Annotated in this window: 14 protein-coding genes; 7 read left to right on the plus strand and 7 right to left on the minus strand. The window is 59.3% G+C overall.

Going from position 1 to position 17,093, the window contains the following annotated elements; all coding sequences use genetic code 11:
• Positions 1–40: 40 nt before the first annotated feature.
• On the plus strand, positions 41–493 hold the full coding sequence (locus N438_RS23245; RefSeq protein WP_008807128.1) for a YhcH/YjgK/YiaL family protein: 453 nt from the start codon (positions 41–43) through the stop codon (positions 491–493).
• Positions 494–554: 61 nt separating this feature from the next.
• On the opposite strand, the gene argF is transcribed toward N438_RS23245, so the two are convergent.
• Positions 555–1,559, minus strand: coding sequence for an ornithine carbamoyltransferase (gene argF, locus N438_RS23250; RefSeq protein WP_012543079.1), 1,005 nt, complete (start codon positions 1,557–1,559; stop codon positions 555–557).
• A gap of 163 nt (positions 1,560–1,722) precedes the next feature.
• On the opposite strand from argF, the gene rraB reads away from it, so the two are divergent.
• A complete protein-coding gene (rraB, locus tag N438_RS23255; RefSeq protein WP_008807126.1) occupies positions 1,723–2,145 on the plus strand; it encodes a ribonuclease E inhibitor RraB in 423 nt (140 codons plus the stop codon).
• 49 nt (positions 2,146–2,194) lie between these two features.
• Positions 2,195–2,959, plus strand: coding sequence for a tRNA isopentenyl-2-thiomethyl-A-37 hydroxylase MiaE (miaE, locus tag N438_RS23260; RefSeq protein WP_008807125.1), 765 nt, complete (start codon positions 2,195–2,197; stop codon positions 2,957–2,959).
• Between the two features lie 283 nt (positions 2,960–3,242).
• On the opposite strand, the gene N438_RS23265 is transcribed toward miaE, so the two are convergent.
• The 4 genes from N438_RS23265 to pepA form a co-directional block, all read right to left on the minus strand.
• On the minus strand, positions 3,243–3,746 hold the full coding sequence (locus tag N438_RS23265; protein WP_008807124.1) for a GNAT family N-acetyltransferase: 504 nt from the start codon (positions 3,744–3,746) through the stop codon (positions 3,243–3,245).
• Between the two features lie 120 nt (positions 3,747–3,866).
• Entirely contained in the window at positions 3,867–6,722 is a 2,856-nt protein-coding gene (locus tag N438_RS23270) for a valine--tRNA ligase (RefSeq protein WP_116696535.1), read from the minus strand.
• On the minus strand, positions 6,722–7,165 hold the full coding sequence (holC, locus tag N438_RS23275) for a DNA polymerase III subunit chi (RefSeq protein ID WP_008807122.1): 444 nt from the start codon (positions 7,163–7,165) through the stop codon (positions 6,722–6,724). Before holC ends, N438_RS23270 begins: the two co-directional genes overlap by 1 nt.
• A gap of 121 nt (positions 7,166–7,286) precedes the next feature.
• Positions 7,287–8,798, minus strand: coding sequence for a leucyl aminopeptidase (gene pepA, locus N438_RS23280; protein ID WP_008807121.1), 1,512 nt, complete (start codon positions 8,796–8,798; stop codon positions 7,287–7,289).
• Positions 8,799–9,187: 389 nt separating this feature from the next.
• On the opposite strand from pepA, the gene lptF reads away from it, so the two are divergent.
• Both lptF and lptG read left to right on the plus strand, forming a co-directional pair.
• Entirely contained in the window at positions 9,188–10,285 is a 1,098-nt protein-coding gene (gene lptF, locus N438_RS23290; RefSeq protein ID WP_012969078.1) for an LPS export ABC transporter permease LptF, read from the plus strand.
• The gene (gene lptG, locus N438_RS23295) at positions 10,285–11,367 is read left to right on the plus strand and encodes an LPS export ABC transporter permease LptG (protein WP_008807120.1); all 1,083 of its coding nucleotides are present in this window, start codon (positions 10,285–10,287) and stop codon (positions 11,365–11,367) included. The genes lptF and lptG overlap by 1 nt, the downstream gene beginning before the upstream one ends.
• 52 nt (positions 11,368–11,419) lie before the next feature.
• Here lptG and N438_RS23300 read toward each other — a convergent pair whose 3' ends face one another.
• Both N438_RS23300 and N438_RS23305 read right to left on the minus strand, forming a co-directional pair.
• Positions 11,420–12,922, minus strand: coding sequence for a helicase HerA-like C-terminal domain-containing protein (locus tag N438_RS23300; protein ID WP_008807119.1), 1,503 nt, complete (start codon positions 12,920–12,922; stop codon positions 11,420–11,422).
• 98 nt (positions 12,923–13,020) lie between these two features.
• On the minus strand, positions 13,021–13,842 hold the full coding sequence (locus N438_RS23305) for a TIM barrel protein (RefSeq protein ID WP_044612644.1): 822 nt from the start codon (positions 13,840–13,842) through the stop codon (positions 13,021–13,023).
• Positions 13,843–14,193: 351 nt separating this feature from the next.
• Between N438_RS23305 and N438_RS23310 the strand changes: the two genes are divergently transcribed.
• Both N438_RS23310 and iolB read left to right on the plus strand, forming a co-directional pair.
• Positions 14,194–15,699, plus strand: a complete 1,506-nt coding sequence (locus tag N438_RS23310) for a CoA-acylating methylmalonate-semialdehyde dehydrogenase (protein WP_004146794.1) — start codon at positions 14,194–14,196, stop codon at positions 15,697–15,699.
• A gap of 18 nt (positions 15,700–15,717) precedes the next feature.
• Positions 15,718–16,527, plus strand: coding sequence for a 5-deoxy-glucuronate isomerase (gene iolB, locus N438_RS23315; RefSeq protein ID WP_004186731.1), 810 nt, complete (start codon positions 15,718–15,720; stop codon positions 16,525–16,527).
• Positions 16,528–17,093 lie beyond the last annotated feature (566 nt).

Here is a 17,093-nt window from a genome sequence, read left to right on the forward strand (position 1 = left end):
AGTTATAAAATGAAATGCTGTTTTATATTCGAGGTAAGTGATGATTATTGGCAATATCCACCATCTGCAGCCATGGCTGCCTGCCGCGCTGCGCGAGGCCATTGAGCACGTCATCGCCCATGTCAGCGAGGCGACGCCGCTGGGTAAACACGATATCGACGGCAATAACCTGTTTTATCTGATTTCCGAAGACACCACCGAGCCGCAGGCCGCGCGCCGCGCGGAATACCATGCCCGCTATCTCGATATTCAGATTGTGCTCCGCGGCATTGAGGGGATGACCTTCAGTACCTTGCCGGCTGGAGAGCCGCAGACCGACTGGCTGGCGGAGAAAGACATCGCTTTTCTGGCCGAAGGCCAGCAGGAGAAAACGGTGATCCTCAACGAAGGGGATTTTGTGGTGTTTTATCCCGGCGAAGTGCATAAACCGCTGTGCGCCGTAGGCGCCCCGGCGAAGGTGCGCAAAGCGGTAGTGAAGATGCTGATGGCGTAAAATGGCGAGCCATATCCCGGATAAGCGCCGTGCTATCCGGGATGTGGCCACACGCGAAGGACTACTTGCTCAGCGTCGCCACCATCACCGCTTTGATGGTGTGCATCCGGTTTTCCGCCTGATCGAAAACCACGCTCGCCGCCGACTCAAACACCTCGTCAGTCACTTCCATACCGCCGTGCAGGCCGTAATCGGCGGCCATCTGTTTGCCCAACGTGGTCTGGTCGTCATGGAATGCCGGCAGGCAGTGGAGGAACTTGACCTGCGGATTGCCGGTCAGCGCCAGCATCGCGCTGTTAACCTGATAGTCGCGGAGCAGGGCGATACGTTCGGCCCATTTTTCCTTCGCCTCGCCCATCGATACCCAGACGTCGGTATAGATAAAATCGGCGCCTTTCACTCCTGCGGCGATATCTTCCGTCAGGGTGATGTTGCCGCCCTGTTGTTTGGCCAGCGCGGTACAGGTCTCCACCAGCTGAGACTCCGGCCAGCAGGCCGATGGCGCTACCAGGCGCAGATCCAGACCGGTCAGCGCTGCGGCTTCGAGCATCGAATTGCCCATGTTGTTGCGCGCGTCGCCGGCGTAGACCAGCGTCATCTGGTTAAAGGCTTTGCCCGGCAGGTGCTCTTTCATGGTCAGCAGGTCCGCCAGCAGCTGGGTGGGGTGGAACTCGTTGGTGAGGCCGTTCCACACCGGCACACCGGCGTATTGCGCCAGGGTCTCCACCACCTCCTGGCCGTGGCCGCGATACTGAATGCCATCGTACATCCGCCCGAGCACGCGGGCGGTATCTTTGATCGACTCTTTATGGCCAATCTGGCTGCCGCTTGGCCCCAGATAGGTCACGCGGGCGCCCTGATCGTATGCGGCAACTTCGAAAGAGCATCGTGTACGGGTTGAGTCTTTTTCGAAGATGAGCGCGATGTTTTTCCCTGCCAGTTTCTGGACTTCGATACCGTTTTTCTTATCAGCTTTGAGCTTTGCCGCCAGCTCGAGCAGGGCGGTGATTTCTGCAGGCGTAAAATCGAGTAACTTTAAAAAATGCTTCTGGTAAAACGCAGACATGGTTCCCTCACCTGGCATAGGCCACTAATTGAATTAAAATTCAATTTATATGTATGAATATTCATTTGCAAGTCTGTGATCGAAATCTTTCACTGAGAAGTGGAGGCAATGACGGCGGTATGTGACAATAGGGACAACTGCCGCACATTATGAGGAACGAGCCATGGCAAACCCGGAACACCTGGAAGAACAGCGTGAAGAGACGCGTCTGATTATCGAAGAGCTGCTGGAGGATGGCAGCGATCCGGACGCACTGTACACGATTGAGCATCACCTCTCTGCAGACGATTTCGAAACGCTGGAGAAAGTGGCGGTGGAAGCGTTCAAGCTGGGCTATGAAGTGACCGAGCCCGAAGAGCTGGAAGTGGAAGAGGGTGACATGGTCATCTGCTGCGATATTCTCAGCGAATGCGCGCTGAACGCAGACCTGATCGATGCCCAGGTGGAACAGCTGATGACGCTGGCAGAAAAATATGACGTCGAGTATGACGGTTGGGGTACCTATTATGAGGACCCGAACGGTGAAGAAGACGGCGACGATGACGAAGATTTTGTCGATGAAGACGACGATGGTGTTCGCCACTAAGTTGCAGATGGATACGGCGGCGCCTGCCGCCGTATAGCAAGGAACTTCCATGGATTACCCGCAGATACTCTCCCCGATTATCAACTTCCTGCACTGCCCGACGCCGCAGGCGTGGATTGATGAAGCCCGCAAGCCGGAAAACCTGCCGCTGCTGCTGACCGACCATATGGTGTGCGAACTGAAAGCGGCGCAGAACGCCATGCTGCTGGTGCGTCGCTACGTCGCGGATAAAGCCGACGCCGACGAGCTGCTGGCCTGCCTGAAGCCGTATGAAGACTTCACCTACCGCTGGGGGCCGGAGCCGGATTTCGTCGCCCTGCATAAGCGGATCAACAAAAGCGCCATGCCGCAGACCGACGACCCGTGGGGCCGCCAGTTGCTGGACAGCATGATTTTGCTGATTAAAGAGGAGCTACATCACTTCTGGCAGGTGCGGGAGATGATGCTGGCGCGTGATATTCCCTACGTCAAAATCACCGCCAGCAACTATGCCCGCGGCATGCGGCGGGAGGTGCGTTCGCACGAGCCGGTGATGCTGATCGATAAGTTGATCTGCGGCGCCTATATCGAGGCCCGCTCCTGCGAACGCTTTGCGGCGCTGGCGCCGTGGCTGGATGACGATCTGCAGAAGTTTTATCTGTCGCTGCTGCGCTCCGAGGCGCGTCACTATCAGGACTATCTGGATCTGGCGCAGAAGATTGCCGGAGACGATATTAGCGAGCGGGTGCGCCAGCTCGGCGAGGCGGAAGCGGCGCTGATCCTCAGGCCGGAGGCCGAGTTCCGCTTTCACAGCGGTGTGCCGGTAGCGGCGTAACCCTCGGTATTCGGGCCCTGTAGCCCCGGTAGCCACTAACACCGGCAGTTTCAGTAGCCATGGGGAGAGAGATAGCGTTGAGAGCTTCAGCTCGCAATGGTATGGGCCGTAGGTCGGGTAAGGCGTTAGCCGCCACCCAACAAAAAAACGGCACCGCGAGCACGGGTAAGGTGCAAGGGGTTCCATCCGGGACATACCCCGGCTTGCGCTACGCTTAGCCGGGCTACCGAACTGTAGCCCCGGTAAGCGTAGCGCTACCGGGGACGCCTGCGATATCGAGGCGCTACAGCGTTTTCAGCATCCGCACTTCACAGTCAACGTGGCCGGTGCAACCCAGCGGCCCGTCAATGTGCTCAAAGCCGAGATGTTCATATAAGCCGATCGCCTCCGTCAGGAAGGCGGTAGTTTCCAGATAGCAGCGTTTAAAGCCCTGCTCGCGGGCGTAGTCCAGCGCCAGCAGCGCCAGCTTCTTCGCCAGCCCCTGACCGCGCGCGCTGGTCATAAAATACATTTTCTGTAACTCGCAGATATCCGGCTCGCTGCAGGCGAGCGGCGCGACGCCACCGCCGCCAACCACTTCGCCCTCTTTCTCCACCACCCAGTAGGCAGAGCCCGGCTGGCTGTACAGCTCATACAGTTCATCGAGATTCGGGTCGGCGACCGTATAGCCTTTATCGGCGGTCAGGCCATATTCAGCCGAGACCTGGCGGATGACCCTGGCGATGGCGGCATTGTCTGCCGCCGTAATGCGACGCAGCAACGTCGCCGCGGGGACGCTCGTATTCATACAATGACTCATTACCAAAAAAAACGAATGATGATGTTAATAACATCGCGACAGGGGAGAGCGCAAGCGAGGATGTTTCATAAAAAAACGCCCCTTGCCGGGTGGCAAGGGGCGGGAGGATCACAGCGCGGCGATCACCGCCTGCTGCTCAATCAGCTTCGCTTTCGCTTCCGCGTAGCCTTCCAGCTTCTCGCGCTCTTTAGCGATCACCGCTTCCGGTGCGCGGGCGACAAAGCCTTCGTTGGACAGCTTGCTCTCGATGCGGCCAATTTCACCTTCGATTTTGGCCACTTCTTTCGCCAGACGCGCCAGCTCATCTTCTTTATTGATGAGGCCCGCCATCGGGATCAGCAGCTCGGCACCGTCGATAATCTTGGTCACGGAGACCGGACCTTTATCATCGGCAGGCAGCACGGTAATGCTTTCCAGACGCGCCAGGTTCAGCAGGAAGCTGCGGTTGTCGTTCACACGACGCTCGGCCTCTTTGCTGCAGCCGCGCAGCAGCAGTTCCAGCGGTTTGCCCGGGGCGATGTTCATTTCCGCACGGATGTTACGCACGGCGACGATCGCCTGTTTCAGCCATTCGGTATCGGCCAGCGCCGCGTCATCCACCTGAGAGGCATCGTACTGCGGGAACGGCTGCAACATGATGGTGTCGGCGGTGATACCGCAGATCGCTTTCACGCGCTGCCAGATGGTCTCGGTGATGAATGGAATGATCGGATGCGCCAGGCGCAGCAGACCTTCCAGCACGATCACCAGCGTATGACGCGTCCCACGCAGCTCCGCTTCGCTGCCACCGTTCATCACCGGCTTGGTCAGCTCCAGGTACCAGTCGCAGAACTGGTTCCAGGTGAACTCGTACAGGATGCCGGCGGCGATATCGAAGCGGAAGTTATCCAGCGCTTCGCGATACGCTTTCACGGTGTGGTTGAATTCCGCGAGGATCCAGCGGTCGGCCAGGGAGAGCACCATCTCGCCGCCGTTGAAGCCACAATCCTGATCTTCGGTATTCATCAGTACGAAGCGGCTGGCGTTCCACAGCTTGTTGCAGAAGTTACGGTAACCTTCCAGACGCTTCATATCCCAGTTGATGTCGCGGCCGGTAGAGGCCAGCGCCGCCAGGGTGAAGCGCAGGGCGTCGGTGCCGTGCGGCTCAATGCCGTTCGGGAACTGTTTCTCGGTGCGCTTACGGATTTTTTCCGCCAGCTGCGGCTGCATCATGTTGCCGGTACGTTTCTCCAGCAGCTCCGGCAGGGTAATGCCGTCAACCATATCCAGCGGGTCGATAACGTTACCCTTGGATTTGGACATCTTCTGGCCTTCGTCGTCGCGGATCAGACCGGTCATGTAGACGGTCTTAAACGGTACCTGCGGCTTGCCGTTTTCATCTTTGATGAAGTGCATGGTCATCATGATCATGCGGGCGATCCAGAAGAAGATAATGTCGAAGCCGGACACCATCACGCTGGTCGGGTGGAACTGACGCAGGGCGTCGGTGTTTTCCGGCCAGCCGAGGGTGGAGAAGGTCCACAGCGCGGAGGAGAACCAGGTATCCAGAACATCTTCGTCCTGACGCAGGGCAACGTCCGTACCGAGTTTGTTTTCCTGACGCACTTCGTCTTCGCTACGGCCCACGTAGACGTTGCCGTCGTTGTCATACCATGCCGGGATGCGGTGACCCCACCACAGCTGACGGGAGATACACCAGTCCTGAATATCGCGCATCCAGGAGAAGTACATGTTTTCGTACTGCTTCGGCACGAACTGAATGTCGCCATTCTCAACGGCTTCCACCGCCGGCTTGGCCAGCACGTCCGCACGCACGTACCACTGGTCGGTGAGCATCGGTTCGATAACCACGCCGCCGCGATCGCCGTAAGGGACGGTCAGATCGTGCGGTTTGATCTCTTCCAGCAGGCCGAGGGCGTCAACCGCCGCAACGACGGCTTTACGCGCCGCGAAGCGTTCCAGTTTCTGGAACTCCGCCGGGATCTCGTTGGAATAAACGTCGGATTCGTTGCCTTTGGTGTCATAGACTTCCGCGCTTTCGCGGATGTCGCCGTCAAAGGTCAAAATATTAATCATCGGCAGCTGATGACGGCGGCCAACTTCGTAGTCGTTAAAGTCGTGCGCCGGGGTGATTTTCACGCAGCCGGTGCCTTTTTCCATATCGGCGTGTTCGTCGCCAACAATCGGAATGCGGCGGTTAACCAGCGGCAGCACCACGAATTTACCAATCAGGTCTTTGTAGCGCGGGTCTTCCGGGTTGACGGCCACGCCGGTATCGCCCAGCAGGGTTTCCGGACGGGTGGTGGCGACCACCAGGTAATCTTTACCGTCAGCGGTTTTCGCGCCATCGGCCAGCGGGTAGCGGATGTGCCACATGGAACCTTTCGATTCGCGGTTTTCCACTTCGAGGTCGGAAATGGCGGTGCGCAGTTTCGGGTCCCAGTTAACCAGGCGTTTACCGCGGTAGATCAGATCTTCTTTGTACAGGCGAACAAAGACTTCTTTCACGGCATTGGAAAGCCCCTCGTCCATGGTGAAGCGCTCGCGCTCCCAGTCCACGGAGTTGCCGAGGCGGCGCATCTGGCGGGTAATGGTGCCGCCGGATTCTGCTTTCCACTGCCAGATTTTGTCGATGAAGGCATCGCGGCCGTAGTCATGACGGGTTTTCCCTTCTTCCGCGGCAATCTTACGCTCAACCACCATCTGGGTGGCGATACCCGCGTGGTCGGTACCGGCCTGCCACAGGGTGTTTTTGCCCTGCATGCGCTGGTAGCGAATCATGGTATCCATGATGGTTTGCTGGAAGGCATGACCCATATGCAAACTGCCGGTGACGTTCGGCGGCGGGATCATGATGCAGAAGCTCTCCTGGCTTTCATCACCATTCGGTTTGAAATAGCCCTGCTTTTCCCAGTGCTCGTAAAGCGGCTGTTCGATATCTTGTGGGTTGTATGTCTTTTCCATTATTTCCAGGTTGCCGTGTTCAGGTTGAAACCAGCCATGCGGTACGCTTTATAGCGTTCGCGCGCCAGTTGTTTCAGATTTTCTTCGTAAGGGACAAAGTCTATCACTTCTGTGAAAGCGGTGGCAAAATCTGCAAAGTTAAGCCGCAGACTGATCAGAATGTCCCGCGGGCTGCTGTTGCGTTTCTGCGGCCAGGCAATCTCCACCGGCGCGCCGCCTCTCGGGCCTTCGCCCGCCAGATTATGCGGCACAAAGCTCTCCGGCGGCCGCGACCACAGCGCCTCGTCGAGACGAATCGCCTGCTGCTCATCTTCACAGGCGATCAGGACGCGCTTGCCGTTGCGCCAACGTTCTGCGGCAATGTCACACACCAGCTGCTCGACGGCGCTCAGGCCTTCGACGGTGTTTTCGTTGTCCAGAAGGTAGAACGTTGCATTCTTCATATATGGGGCTTCTTGTCGTGGATTTAAATGCAAAGCCGGGTGGCGCTACGCTTACCCGGCTTACAAACGGCATCTTTCCGTAGGCCCGGTAAGCGTAGCGCCACCGGGCATCAGACGGCAATCACTCTTCGCCGTTAAAACCCGCACGATTGAGCAGGAACTGCGACAGCAGGGCGACCGGACGACCGGTAGCGCCTTTGGCCTTACCGGAACGCCAGGCGGTACCGGCGATGTCGAGGTGCGCCCAGTTGTACTTACGGGTGAAGCGTGACAGGAAGCAGCCGGCTGTGATCGCGCCGCCAGGACGGCCGCCAATGTTCGCCATATCGGCAAAGTTGGACTCCAGCTGATCCTGGAACTCGTCGGCCAGCGGCAGACGCCAGGCGCGGTCGCCCGCCAGTTCGGAGGCGCCGATCAGCTCATGAGCCAGCGGGTTATGGTTCGACATCAGGCCGGTGATGTGATGGCCGAGGGCAATCACGCAGGCGCCGGTCAGCGTCGCGACGTCGATAACCGCTTCCGGTTCGAAACGCTCAACGTAGGTCAGGACGTCGCACAACACCAGGCGGCCTTCGGCGTCGGTGTTCAGCACTTCCACCGTCTGGCCGGACATGGTGGTCAGAACGTCGCCCGGACGATAGGCGCGACCGCCAGGCATGTTTTCACAGCCCGCCAGCACGCCGATGACGTTCAGCGGCAGCTGCAGCTCGGCAACCATCCGCATCACGCCGTACACCGCCGCGGCGCCGCACATGTCGTACTTCATCTCGTCCATGCCTTCGGCAGGCTTGATGGAGATGCCGCCAGAGTCGAAGGTCAGGCCTTTACCGACCAGCACGATAGGGCGCGCGTCCTCAGACGGGTTGCCTTTATACTCGATGACCGACATCAGCGACTCGTTCTGCGAGCCGTTGCCGACAGCGAGATAGGAGTTCATCCCCAGCTCGCGCATCTGCTGTTCGCCGATCACGCGGGTAATGACGTTCTTGCTGTAGGTATCGGCCAGCTGACGCGCCTGGGAAGCCAGATAGGCGGCGTTACAGATGTTCGGCGGCATGTTGCCAAGATCTTTCGCCGCTTTGATGCCGGCGGCGATCGCCAGACCATGCTGAATGGCGCGTTCGCCGCTGGTCAGCTCGCGACGGGTCGGCACGTTAAAGACCATTTTACGCAGCGGGCGACGCGGCTCGCTTTTGTTGGTCTTCAACTGATCGAAGCTGTACAGCGTCTCTTTGGCGGTTTCAACGGCCTGGCGAACTTTCCAGTAGTTGTTGCGGCCCTTGACGTGCAGCTCGGTCAGGAAGCAGACGGCTTCCATTGAACCGGTATCATTCAGGGTATTGATGGTTTTCTGGATGACCTGCTTATACTGACGTTCATCCAGCTCGCGCTCTTTGCCGCAGCCAATCAGCAGAATGCGCTCAGACAGAATGTTTGGCACATGGTGCAGCAATAACGTCTGGCCAGGTTTGCCTTCCAGCTCGCCGCGACGCAGCAGGGCGCTGATGTAGCCGTCGCTGATTTTATCGAGTTGTTCGGCGATGGGGGAGAGGCGACGTGGTTCAAAGACGCCGACCACGATACAGGCGCTCCGTTGCTTCTCCGGGCTACCGCTTTTTACACTGAACTCCATGCACTATGCTCCTGAATCTTAAAGACAACAGTGGTGGCTACGGCTATACTCTTCGCCTTTCAAGTTGCAGATGCGCCGGCTGCGCCTGCTTACCTGATGCGGGCCTAACGCGCGCGCCAGGGGTCACAGCCCTGCTGCCTTCTTACAACTCGAAATCCATTGAGTATATAATTGCAAGCTTTCGTAACTCATGTCCGCTGTTGCGGTGACTTCGTGTTAATCTTAACGTTATTAAGGCCTGGGTTCGTCAGAAAAGATCCTGACATGCAGAACCGATGAGTCATTTAATCTTAGCGATGTTTTCAACGACCAAAGAGAATAAATGACGTTTAAGCCATGAAACAAGCAATTTTCCTGCAATAAAACGGGTTTTTACGGGCGTATTTATAGTGATAATCATAAGATATCTGGTTCGTGAGACGCTGAAAAGCCAGTTGGCGATCCTATTCATCCTGTTACTGATTTTCTTTTGTCAGAAATTAGTCAGGATCCTCGGCGCCGCGGTGGATGGCGATATCCCAACCAATCTGGTGCTCTCGCTGTTGGGGCTCGGCATCCCGGAGATGGCGCAGCTTATCCTGCCGTTAAGTTTGTTCCTTGGCCTGCTAATGACCCTGGGCAAACTCTACACCGAAAGTGAAATTACGGTGATGCACGCTTGCGGTCTGAGCAAAGCCGTGCTGATCAAGGCGGCGATGATCCTCGCGCTGTTCACCGGCGCGGTGGCGGCGGTCAACGTCATGTGGGCGGGGCCGTGGTCGTCGCGCCATCAGGACGAAGTGCTGGCCGAAGCCAAAGCCAACCCCGGCATGGCGGCGCTGGCCCAGGGCCAGTTCCAGCAGGCCAGCGATGGTAACGCGGTGATGTTTATCGAGAGCGTCAACGGCAACCGCTTCCATGACGTCTTCCTTGCCCAGCTGCGTCCGAAAGGCAATGCGCGCCCCTCGGTGGTGGTGGCGGATTCCGGCGAGCTGTCGCAGCAGAAAGACGGCTCGCAGGTGGTGACCCTCAACAAGGGCACCCGCTTTGAAGGCACCGCGATGCTGCGCGATTTCCGCATTACCGACTTCAATAACTATCAGGCCATTATCGGCCACCAGGCAGTGACCTCCGATCCGGACGACACCGAACAGATGGATATGCGCACTCTGTGGCAGACCCATACCGACCGCGCGCGTGCCGAACTGCACTGGCGCTTCACGCTGGTGGCGACCGTCTTCATTATGGCGCTGATGGTGGTGCCGCTCAGCGTGGTGAACCCGCGTCAGGGGCGCGTGCTGTCGATGCTGCCGGCGATGCTGCTTTACCTGGTGTTCTTCCTGCTGCAAACGTCGATTAAGTCGAACGGCGGCAAAGGCAAAATGGACCCGGCTATCTGGATGTGGGCGATTAACCTGCTCTATTTTGCGCTGGCGGTGCTGTTAAACCTGTGGGACACGGTGCCGATGCGCCGCTTCCGCGCCCGTTTTAATAAAGGAGCGGCCTGATGCAGGCGTTTGGCGTACTTGACCGTTATATCGGTAAGACGATTTTCAACACCATCATGATGACCCTGTTCATGCTGGTGTCGCTCTCCGGCATTATCAAGTTTGTCGATCAGCTGAAAAAGTCCGGGCAGGGTAGTTACGATGCGCTGGGCGCTGGTCTCTACACCATCCTCAGCGTGCCGAAGGACATCCAGATCTTCTTCCCGATGGCGGCGCTGCTTGGCGCGTTGCTGGGGCTGGGGATGCTGGCCCAACGCAGCGAGCTGGTGGTGATGCAGGCATCCGGTTTCACCCGGCTGCAGGTGGCGCTGGCGGTAATGAAAACTGCGATCCCGCTGGTGCTGCTGACCATGGCGATCGGCGAGTGGGTGGCGCCCCAGGGCGAGCAAATGGCGCGCAACTACCGCGCCCAGCAGATGTACGGCGGTTCGCTGCTGTCGACTCAGCAAGGGCTGTGGGCGAAAGATGGCCACAACTTTGTCTATATCGAACGCGTGAAAGGCAACGATGAGCTGGGGGGCGTCAGCATCTATGCCTTCAATCCGGAGCGTCGTTTAGAGTCGGTGCGCTATGCCGCCTCGGCAAAGTTCGATAGTGAAAATAAAGTGTGGCGCCTGTCGCAGGTGGATGAATCCAACCTGACCGATCCAAAGCAGGTGACCGGGTCGCAGATGGTGAGCGGTACCTGGAAAACCAACCTGACGCCGGATAAGCTCGGCGTGGTTGCCCTGGATCCGGATGCGCTGTCGATCAGTGGTCTGCACAACTATGTGAAATACCTGAAGTCCAGCGGCCAGGATCCGGGACGCTACCAGCTCAATATGTGGAGCAAAATCTTCCAGCCGCTGTCGGTGGCGGTGATGATGCTGATGGCGCTGTCGTTTATCTTTGGTCCGCTGCGTAGCGTGCCGATGGGCGTGCGGGTGGTGACGGGGATTAGCTTCGGCTTTATCTTCTACGTGCTGGACCAGATTTTCGGCCCGCTGACCCTGGTATATGGCATACCGCCGATCATCGGCGCGCTGTTGCCGAGCGCCAGCTTCTTCCTGATAAGCCTTTGGCTGATGATGCGCAAGGCCTAGCGGGTTAAGCCCGGAACGTATAAGCCCCCTCAACGATGAGGGGGCTTTTTTTTTAGCGCTTGCGTCCGCCCAGCAGGCTGCCCAGCATGCCGCGGACGATCTGATTGGTGACCTGGCGAACCGCGCTTTTCGCCGCGGTCTGCACGATACCGTCGCGTTTGCCGCCGCGCGGGCCGGTGCTGCCGAACAGAATATCTTTCAGGCCGCCGAGTAGCCCATCGTCATCGCCGCTCTGCTGGCCCTTCGCCGGCGGAGCCGACTGCTGCCCGGTGGCGACCTGCACCCCTTGCTGCAGCATCTCAAAGGCCGACTCGCGGTCCACCTCCTCCTCATACTTGCCGTACAGCGGCGAGTGATTCAGCAGGCCATTGCGCTCGTCATCGCTGACCGGACCCATTCGCGAGCAGGGGGCGATAACCATCGCCCGCTCGACCACCGACGGACTGCCTTTCTCATCGAGGAAGGAGATCAGCGCCTCGCCGGTGCCCAGCTCCTGGATCGCCTGCTCGGTACTGAAGGCCGGATTGGCGCGCATGGTCTGGGCGGCGGTTTTCACCGCCTTCTGGTCCTTCGGCGTAAAGGCGCGCAGGGCATGCTGCACGCGGTTGCCCAGCTGGCCGAGCACGGCGTCGGGAATATCCGCCGGGTTCTGCGAAACGAAATAGACGCCGACGCCCTTGGAGCGGATGAGGCGGATCACCTGTTCGATTTTATCCAGCAGTACCTGCGGCGCGTCGTTGAACAGCAGATGCGCCTCATCGAAGAAGAACACCAGCTTCGGTTTTTCGAGGTCGCCAGCTTCCGGCAGGCGCTCGTAGAGTTCGGAGAGCATCCACAGCAGGCTGGCGGCATAGAGCTTCGGCATCTGGTAGAGTTTTTCGGCGCTGAGGATATTGATCACCCCTTTACCACTGGCATCGACGCGCATCCAGTCGGCAATATCCAGCATCGGCTCGCCGAAGAAGTGCTCGGCGCCCTGCTGCTCCAGGGTTAACAGCCCGCGCTGGATGGCGCCGATCGAGGCGCTGCTGATATTGCCGTACTGATTCTGGAACGCTTTGGCGTTGTCGCCGATAAACTGGGTGATGGCGCGGAGGTCTTTGAAGTCGAGCAGCAGCAGGCCGCGGTCGTCCGCGATGCGAAAAATAATGTTCAGCACGCCGCTCTGCACCTCGTTGAGATTGAGCAGGCGCGCCAGCAGCAGAGGGCCAAGATCGGAGACCGTCGCCCGAACCGGGTGACCCTTCTCGCCAAAGATATCCCAGAGCACCACCGGGTTGGCGTGCGGCTCCCAGTCGCTGACACCGATCTTCTCCAGCCGCGCCTGCAGTTTCTCTGAGCTCTGCCCCGCGGCGGCAATGCCGGTCAGGTCGCCCTTGACGTCCGCCATAAATACCGGGACGCCAATCTCCGAGAACGACTCAGCCAGCTTTTGCAGGGTGACGGTTTTACCGGTGCCGGTCGCACCGGTGATCAGCCCATGGCGGTTGGCCATCGCGGGCAGCAAATACAGCGCGTTATCCAGCGTGCGCGCAATCAACAAGGGTGAGCTCATGATCGATTCCTCCATTTATCCTGCGACGATTATAGGCAACCTCGTCGTCCGGCGTTGGGGAAATTGTCACGTGCCGCGCATGCTGTCCAGAGCAGGCTTCAGGCGCAGTGGCGCTGGATAAGCGCGATGCTCTGCTCAATTTCGCGCTCGATATCCGCTTCGCTCCACTGCGCCAGTTCGGGCGCGAAGGGCTCAAAAGCGTATACCCCTTGATAGCCGCGGGCTTCCAGCGCTTTAACCTGCTCGCAGGTGCCGAGACGATCCTGCGGGGTTAGCATGATGCGCTCGGCATCGGTGAGCTGCTCGCGCGGACGGGTATCGTCCACCCCGGAAAGGTGCACCAGACCGATGTCCGCCACCTCCACCTGGCTGAACTCGTCCGCCGCCTGGGGGTAGAGATGGTGATGGAAGGTGTCGATCAGCAGCTTAAACGGCACGCGGGCGTCATGGATCAGCGTCTGCGCCTGGTGCGCAGAGCGCAGCGAGCTTTGTGGGAAGCCCAGCGGCTCCACCAGACCGTGGATGCCATAGAACGCAAACAGCGGCGACAGATCGCGCAGGGCGCTCAGGGTTTCGCTGGCCGGCACTTCGCTGCCGTCGTTGAGCGGACAGAGTACCAGCGATTTGGCGCCGATGGCCTGGGCCTCTTTCAGCAGCGATTCGGTCAACTGCCGCACCTCTTCGCTACGACGGTTAAAGGGGTAGACTGCGTTAATCGTCAGGATCTCGATGTGGTAGCGCGCCGCCAGCTCGCGCACCTGCTGATGGCTCAGATCGTCGGTCACTTTTCCGCTGGGTAAATCGTTGCGTAGCTCAACCTTATTCAGGCCCAGACGGTTCACCAGACGGAAAAACGCTTCAATGCTGAGCGCTGGCGCGATTTTGCGGTTAATACAAAAACGTTGCATTGCGATGGCCATAGGACACTCCTGACGGAAGAGGGGTAGGTTCGTTCAATTGGCTAACAGTCAAAACGTTTATTCCAAAATTAGCAAGAATGGAAATGATGAATGTTTGAGCTGTCTCGCAAAATATCACCGGCCCCGACTGCGGGAGCGACAGCAGCAGGAAGCCGGGCGTCTTGAGGCGACGAGGCGGGATGCGGGAAGCACACAGGCAATCCGTCGGCGCAAAATGCGACTGTTATCACCAAAATGAAATTTCATTTCACGACAATGTTGAAATATAAATTTCATTTTACTACGGTTATAGCACAGCAGAATCAGCGACGGGCCGGTGTGCGCTGGCCCCCTTCACTATGAGGCGAGAACATGACGATCACAGGAAACTTTATTGGCGGGAAAACCGTTATTAGCAGCAGCAACGAAACGATGCCGGTGTACGACCCGGCGACGGGCAAAGCGGTGCGCGAAGTCACGGTGTCAACCGCGCAGGAAGTCTCCGAGGCGATTCAGGTTGCTCGCGATGCGTTTGACAGCTGGTCCCGTACCACGCCGCTGCGCCGCGCCCGCGTGCTGTTCAACTTCAAAATGTTGCTGGAGCAGCACGTGGAAGAGCTGGCCGGGATCATCGTCAGCGAGCACGGTAAAGTGTGGTCGGATGCGCTGGGCGAGCTGACCCGCGGCATGGAAGTGGTCGAATTCGCCTGCGGGATCCCGCACCTGATTAAAGGCGAATACTCTTCTGACGTCGGCACCGGCGTCGATAGCTATTCGCTGATGCAGCCCCTGGGCGTAGTGGCCGGGATCACCCCGTTCAACTTCCCGGCGATGGTGCCGATGTGGATGTTCCCGCTGGCGCTGGCCTGCGGCAACAGCTTCGTTCTCAAGCCGCCCGCGCTGGCGCCGACGGCCGCTGTGCGTCTGGCAGAGCTGCTGAAAGAGGCCGGTCTGCCGGACGGCGTGTTTAACGTCGTGCACTGCAGCAATGAAGATGCTGAGCAGCTGTACACTGACCCGCGTATTGCGGCGGTGAGCTTCGTCGGCTCCTCCGGCGTGGCGGAGTATATCTACAAGACCGCCAGCGCCCACGGCAAGCGCGTACAGGCCTTCGGCGCCGCCAAGAACCACGCGATTGTGATGCCGGATGCCGATCTCGACGCCACCGTTAACGCCATTATGGGCGGCGCTTTTGGCTCCGCAGGCGAGCGCTGCATGGCGCTGCCGGTGGTGGTGGCGGTGGGAGATGAAACCGCCGACAAACTGATCGCCCGCCTGAAGCCGCTGGTGGAAGCGCTGAAAGTGGGGCCGGGCTGCATGCGCGGCCAGGAAGAGAACGAGATGGGACCGGTGGTGTCTGATACCCACCAGAAAAAAGTGCTCGGCTATATTGATAAAGGCGAAAGCGAAGGGGCAAAACTGGTGGTCGATGGCCGCAAACTGCGCGTGCCGGGTTACGACGCGGGCTATTATGTCGGCGGCACCCTGTTCGATCACGTCACCCCGGAGATGACCATCTGGCGCGAAGAGATCTTTGGCCCAGTGCTGGGGATTGTGCGCGCGGCGGACTATGACAGCGCCCTTGAGCTGGTCAACAGCCACGAGTTTGGCAACGGCAGCGCCGTTTTCACCAGCAACGGCCACACCGCGCGTGAATTCGTCCACGACGTGCAGGCGGGGATGGTTGGGGTGAACGTGCCGGTCCCGGTGCCGATGGCGTTCCACAGCTTCGGCGGCTGGAAGCGCTCGGTGTTTGGCGCGTTGAACGTCCACGGGCCGGACGGCGTGCGCTTCTACACGCGCATGAAGACCGCCACCGTACGCTGGCCGGCAGGGCAGCAGACCGTATCTGAATTCAGCATGCCGACATTAGGTTAATCGGCGAAGGAGAGCGCCATGTCGTTACTGGCTAAATCGCGAAAAGAGGGACAGATCCAGCATATTACGCCGCAAAGCGCCGGTTGGCGCTATATCGGCTTTGATGTCTGGATGTTGAAAAAAGGGCAGACCGTGACGCTGGAGAGCGGCGATCGCGAGCTGTGCCTGGTGCTGGTCGCCGGGCTGGCGTCGGTGAAAACGCAGCATGCCGATTTCCCGAATCTCGGTAAACGGATGTCGCCGTTTGAACGCACCCCGCCGTGGTCGGTCTACGTGCCGCCGCAGGATAAAGTCGAGGTAACCGCCGATTCCGATCTGGAGCTGGCGGTATGCAGCGCGCCGGGCAAAGGCCGCTTCCCGGCACGACTCATTCGGCCGGAAGACGTCGGCGTAGAGCACCGAGGGAAAGGGCGCAACCAGCGCCGGGTGCATAATATTCTGCCGGACAGCGCCGAGGCGGACTGCCTGCTGGTGGTGGAAGTGTACACCGACGAGGGGGCCACCAGTTCGTGGCCGTCGCATAAGCATGATACCGCCCAGCCGGGCAAAGAGACGCAGCTGGAAGAGACTTACTATCACCGCTTCGATCCGCCGCAGGGCTTTGCCTTCCAGCGAGTCTACACCGATGACCGCAGCCTGGACGCCTGCATGGCGCCGTACAACCACGATGTGGTGATGGTGCCGCGCGGTTACCACCCGGTGGCGGCGATTGCCGGTTACGACAGCTACTATCTGAACGTGATGGCCGGGCCGGACCGGAAATGGTTGTTCACCTGGGAAGATGACCACGCCTGGATCAACACGCCGGAGTACCCGCGCCACGACTGACGCGCGGTGCAGAAGCGGATACAAAAGGCCGGTTAGCGATGCTAACCGGCCTTCTTGTTTGAGGGCGGCGGGTGTTTGTTAGCGAAACGCTCCGCGGAATCCCACTCCCCGACCCGGCAAGCGCAGCGCCGCCGGGGAGGACACCTCCGGCACCGTACCCGTCTCGTGCCGGATGGCGCTACACTTATCCGGCCTACGGCATCCTCCCGTGAGCCCCTATACCTCAGGCCTGGCAAGCGCAACGCCGCCGGGCAGGGCATCCCCGGCGCCATACCCGCCTTTGTGCCGGATGGCGCTACGCTTATCCGGCCTACGGTATCCTCACGTGAGCTCATATATCGTAGGCCCGGCAAGCGCAGCGCCGCCGGGCGATGACCGCGGGCACGGAGCCGCTTTTATGCCGGGCGGCGGCTCACGCCTTGCCCTTCCAGGGGGTCGTGCGACCTGCCGTTGATTGACCCACTTGTGCGACTGAAACTGCCGGTGCTGACGGCCTCAAAATCGCTGAGACGTTCCCGGAAGGCCGGGGCAGCCCGCATGGATGCGGGCTGAGGGCCGTGTTTTGC

Origin of the sequence: Klebsiella sp. GL120222-02, assembly GCF_003097195.1 — a bacterium.
In the GTDB taxonomy this organism is placed as follows: Bacteria; Pseudomonadota; Gammaproteobacteria; order Enterobacterales; family Enterobacteriaceae; genus Klebsiella; species Klebsiella variicola.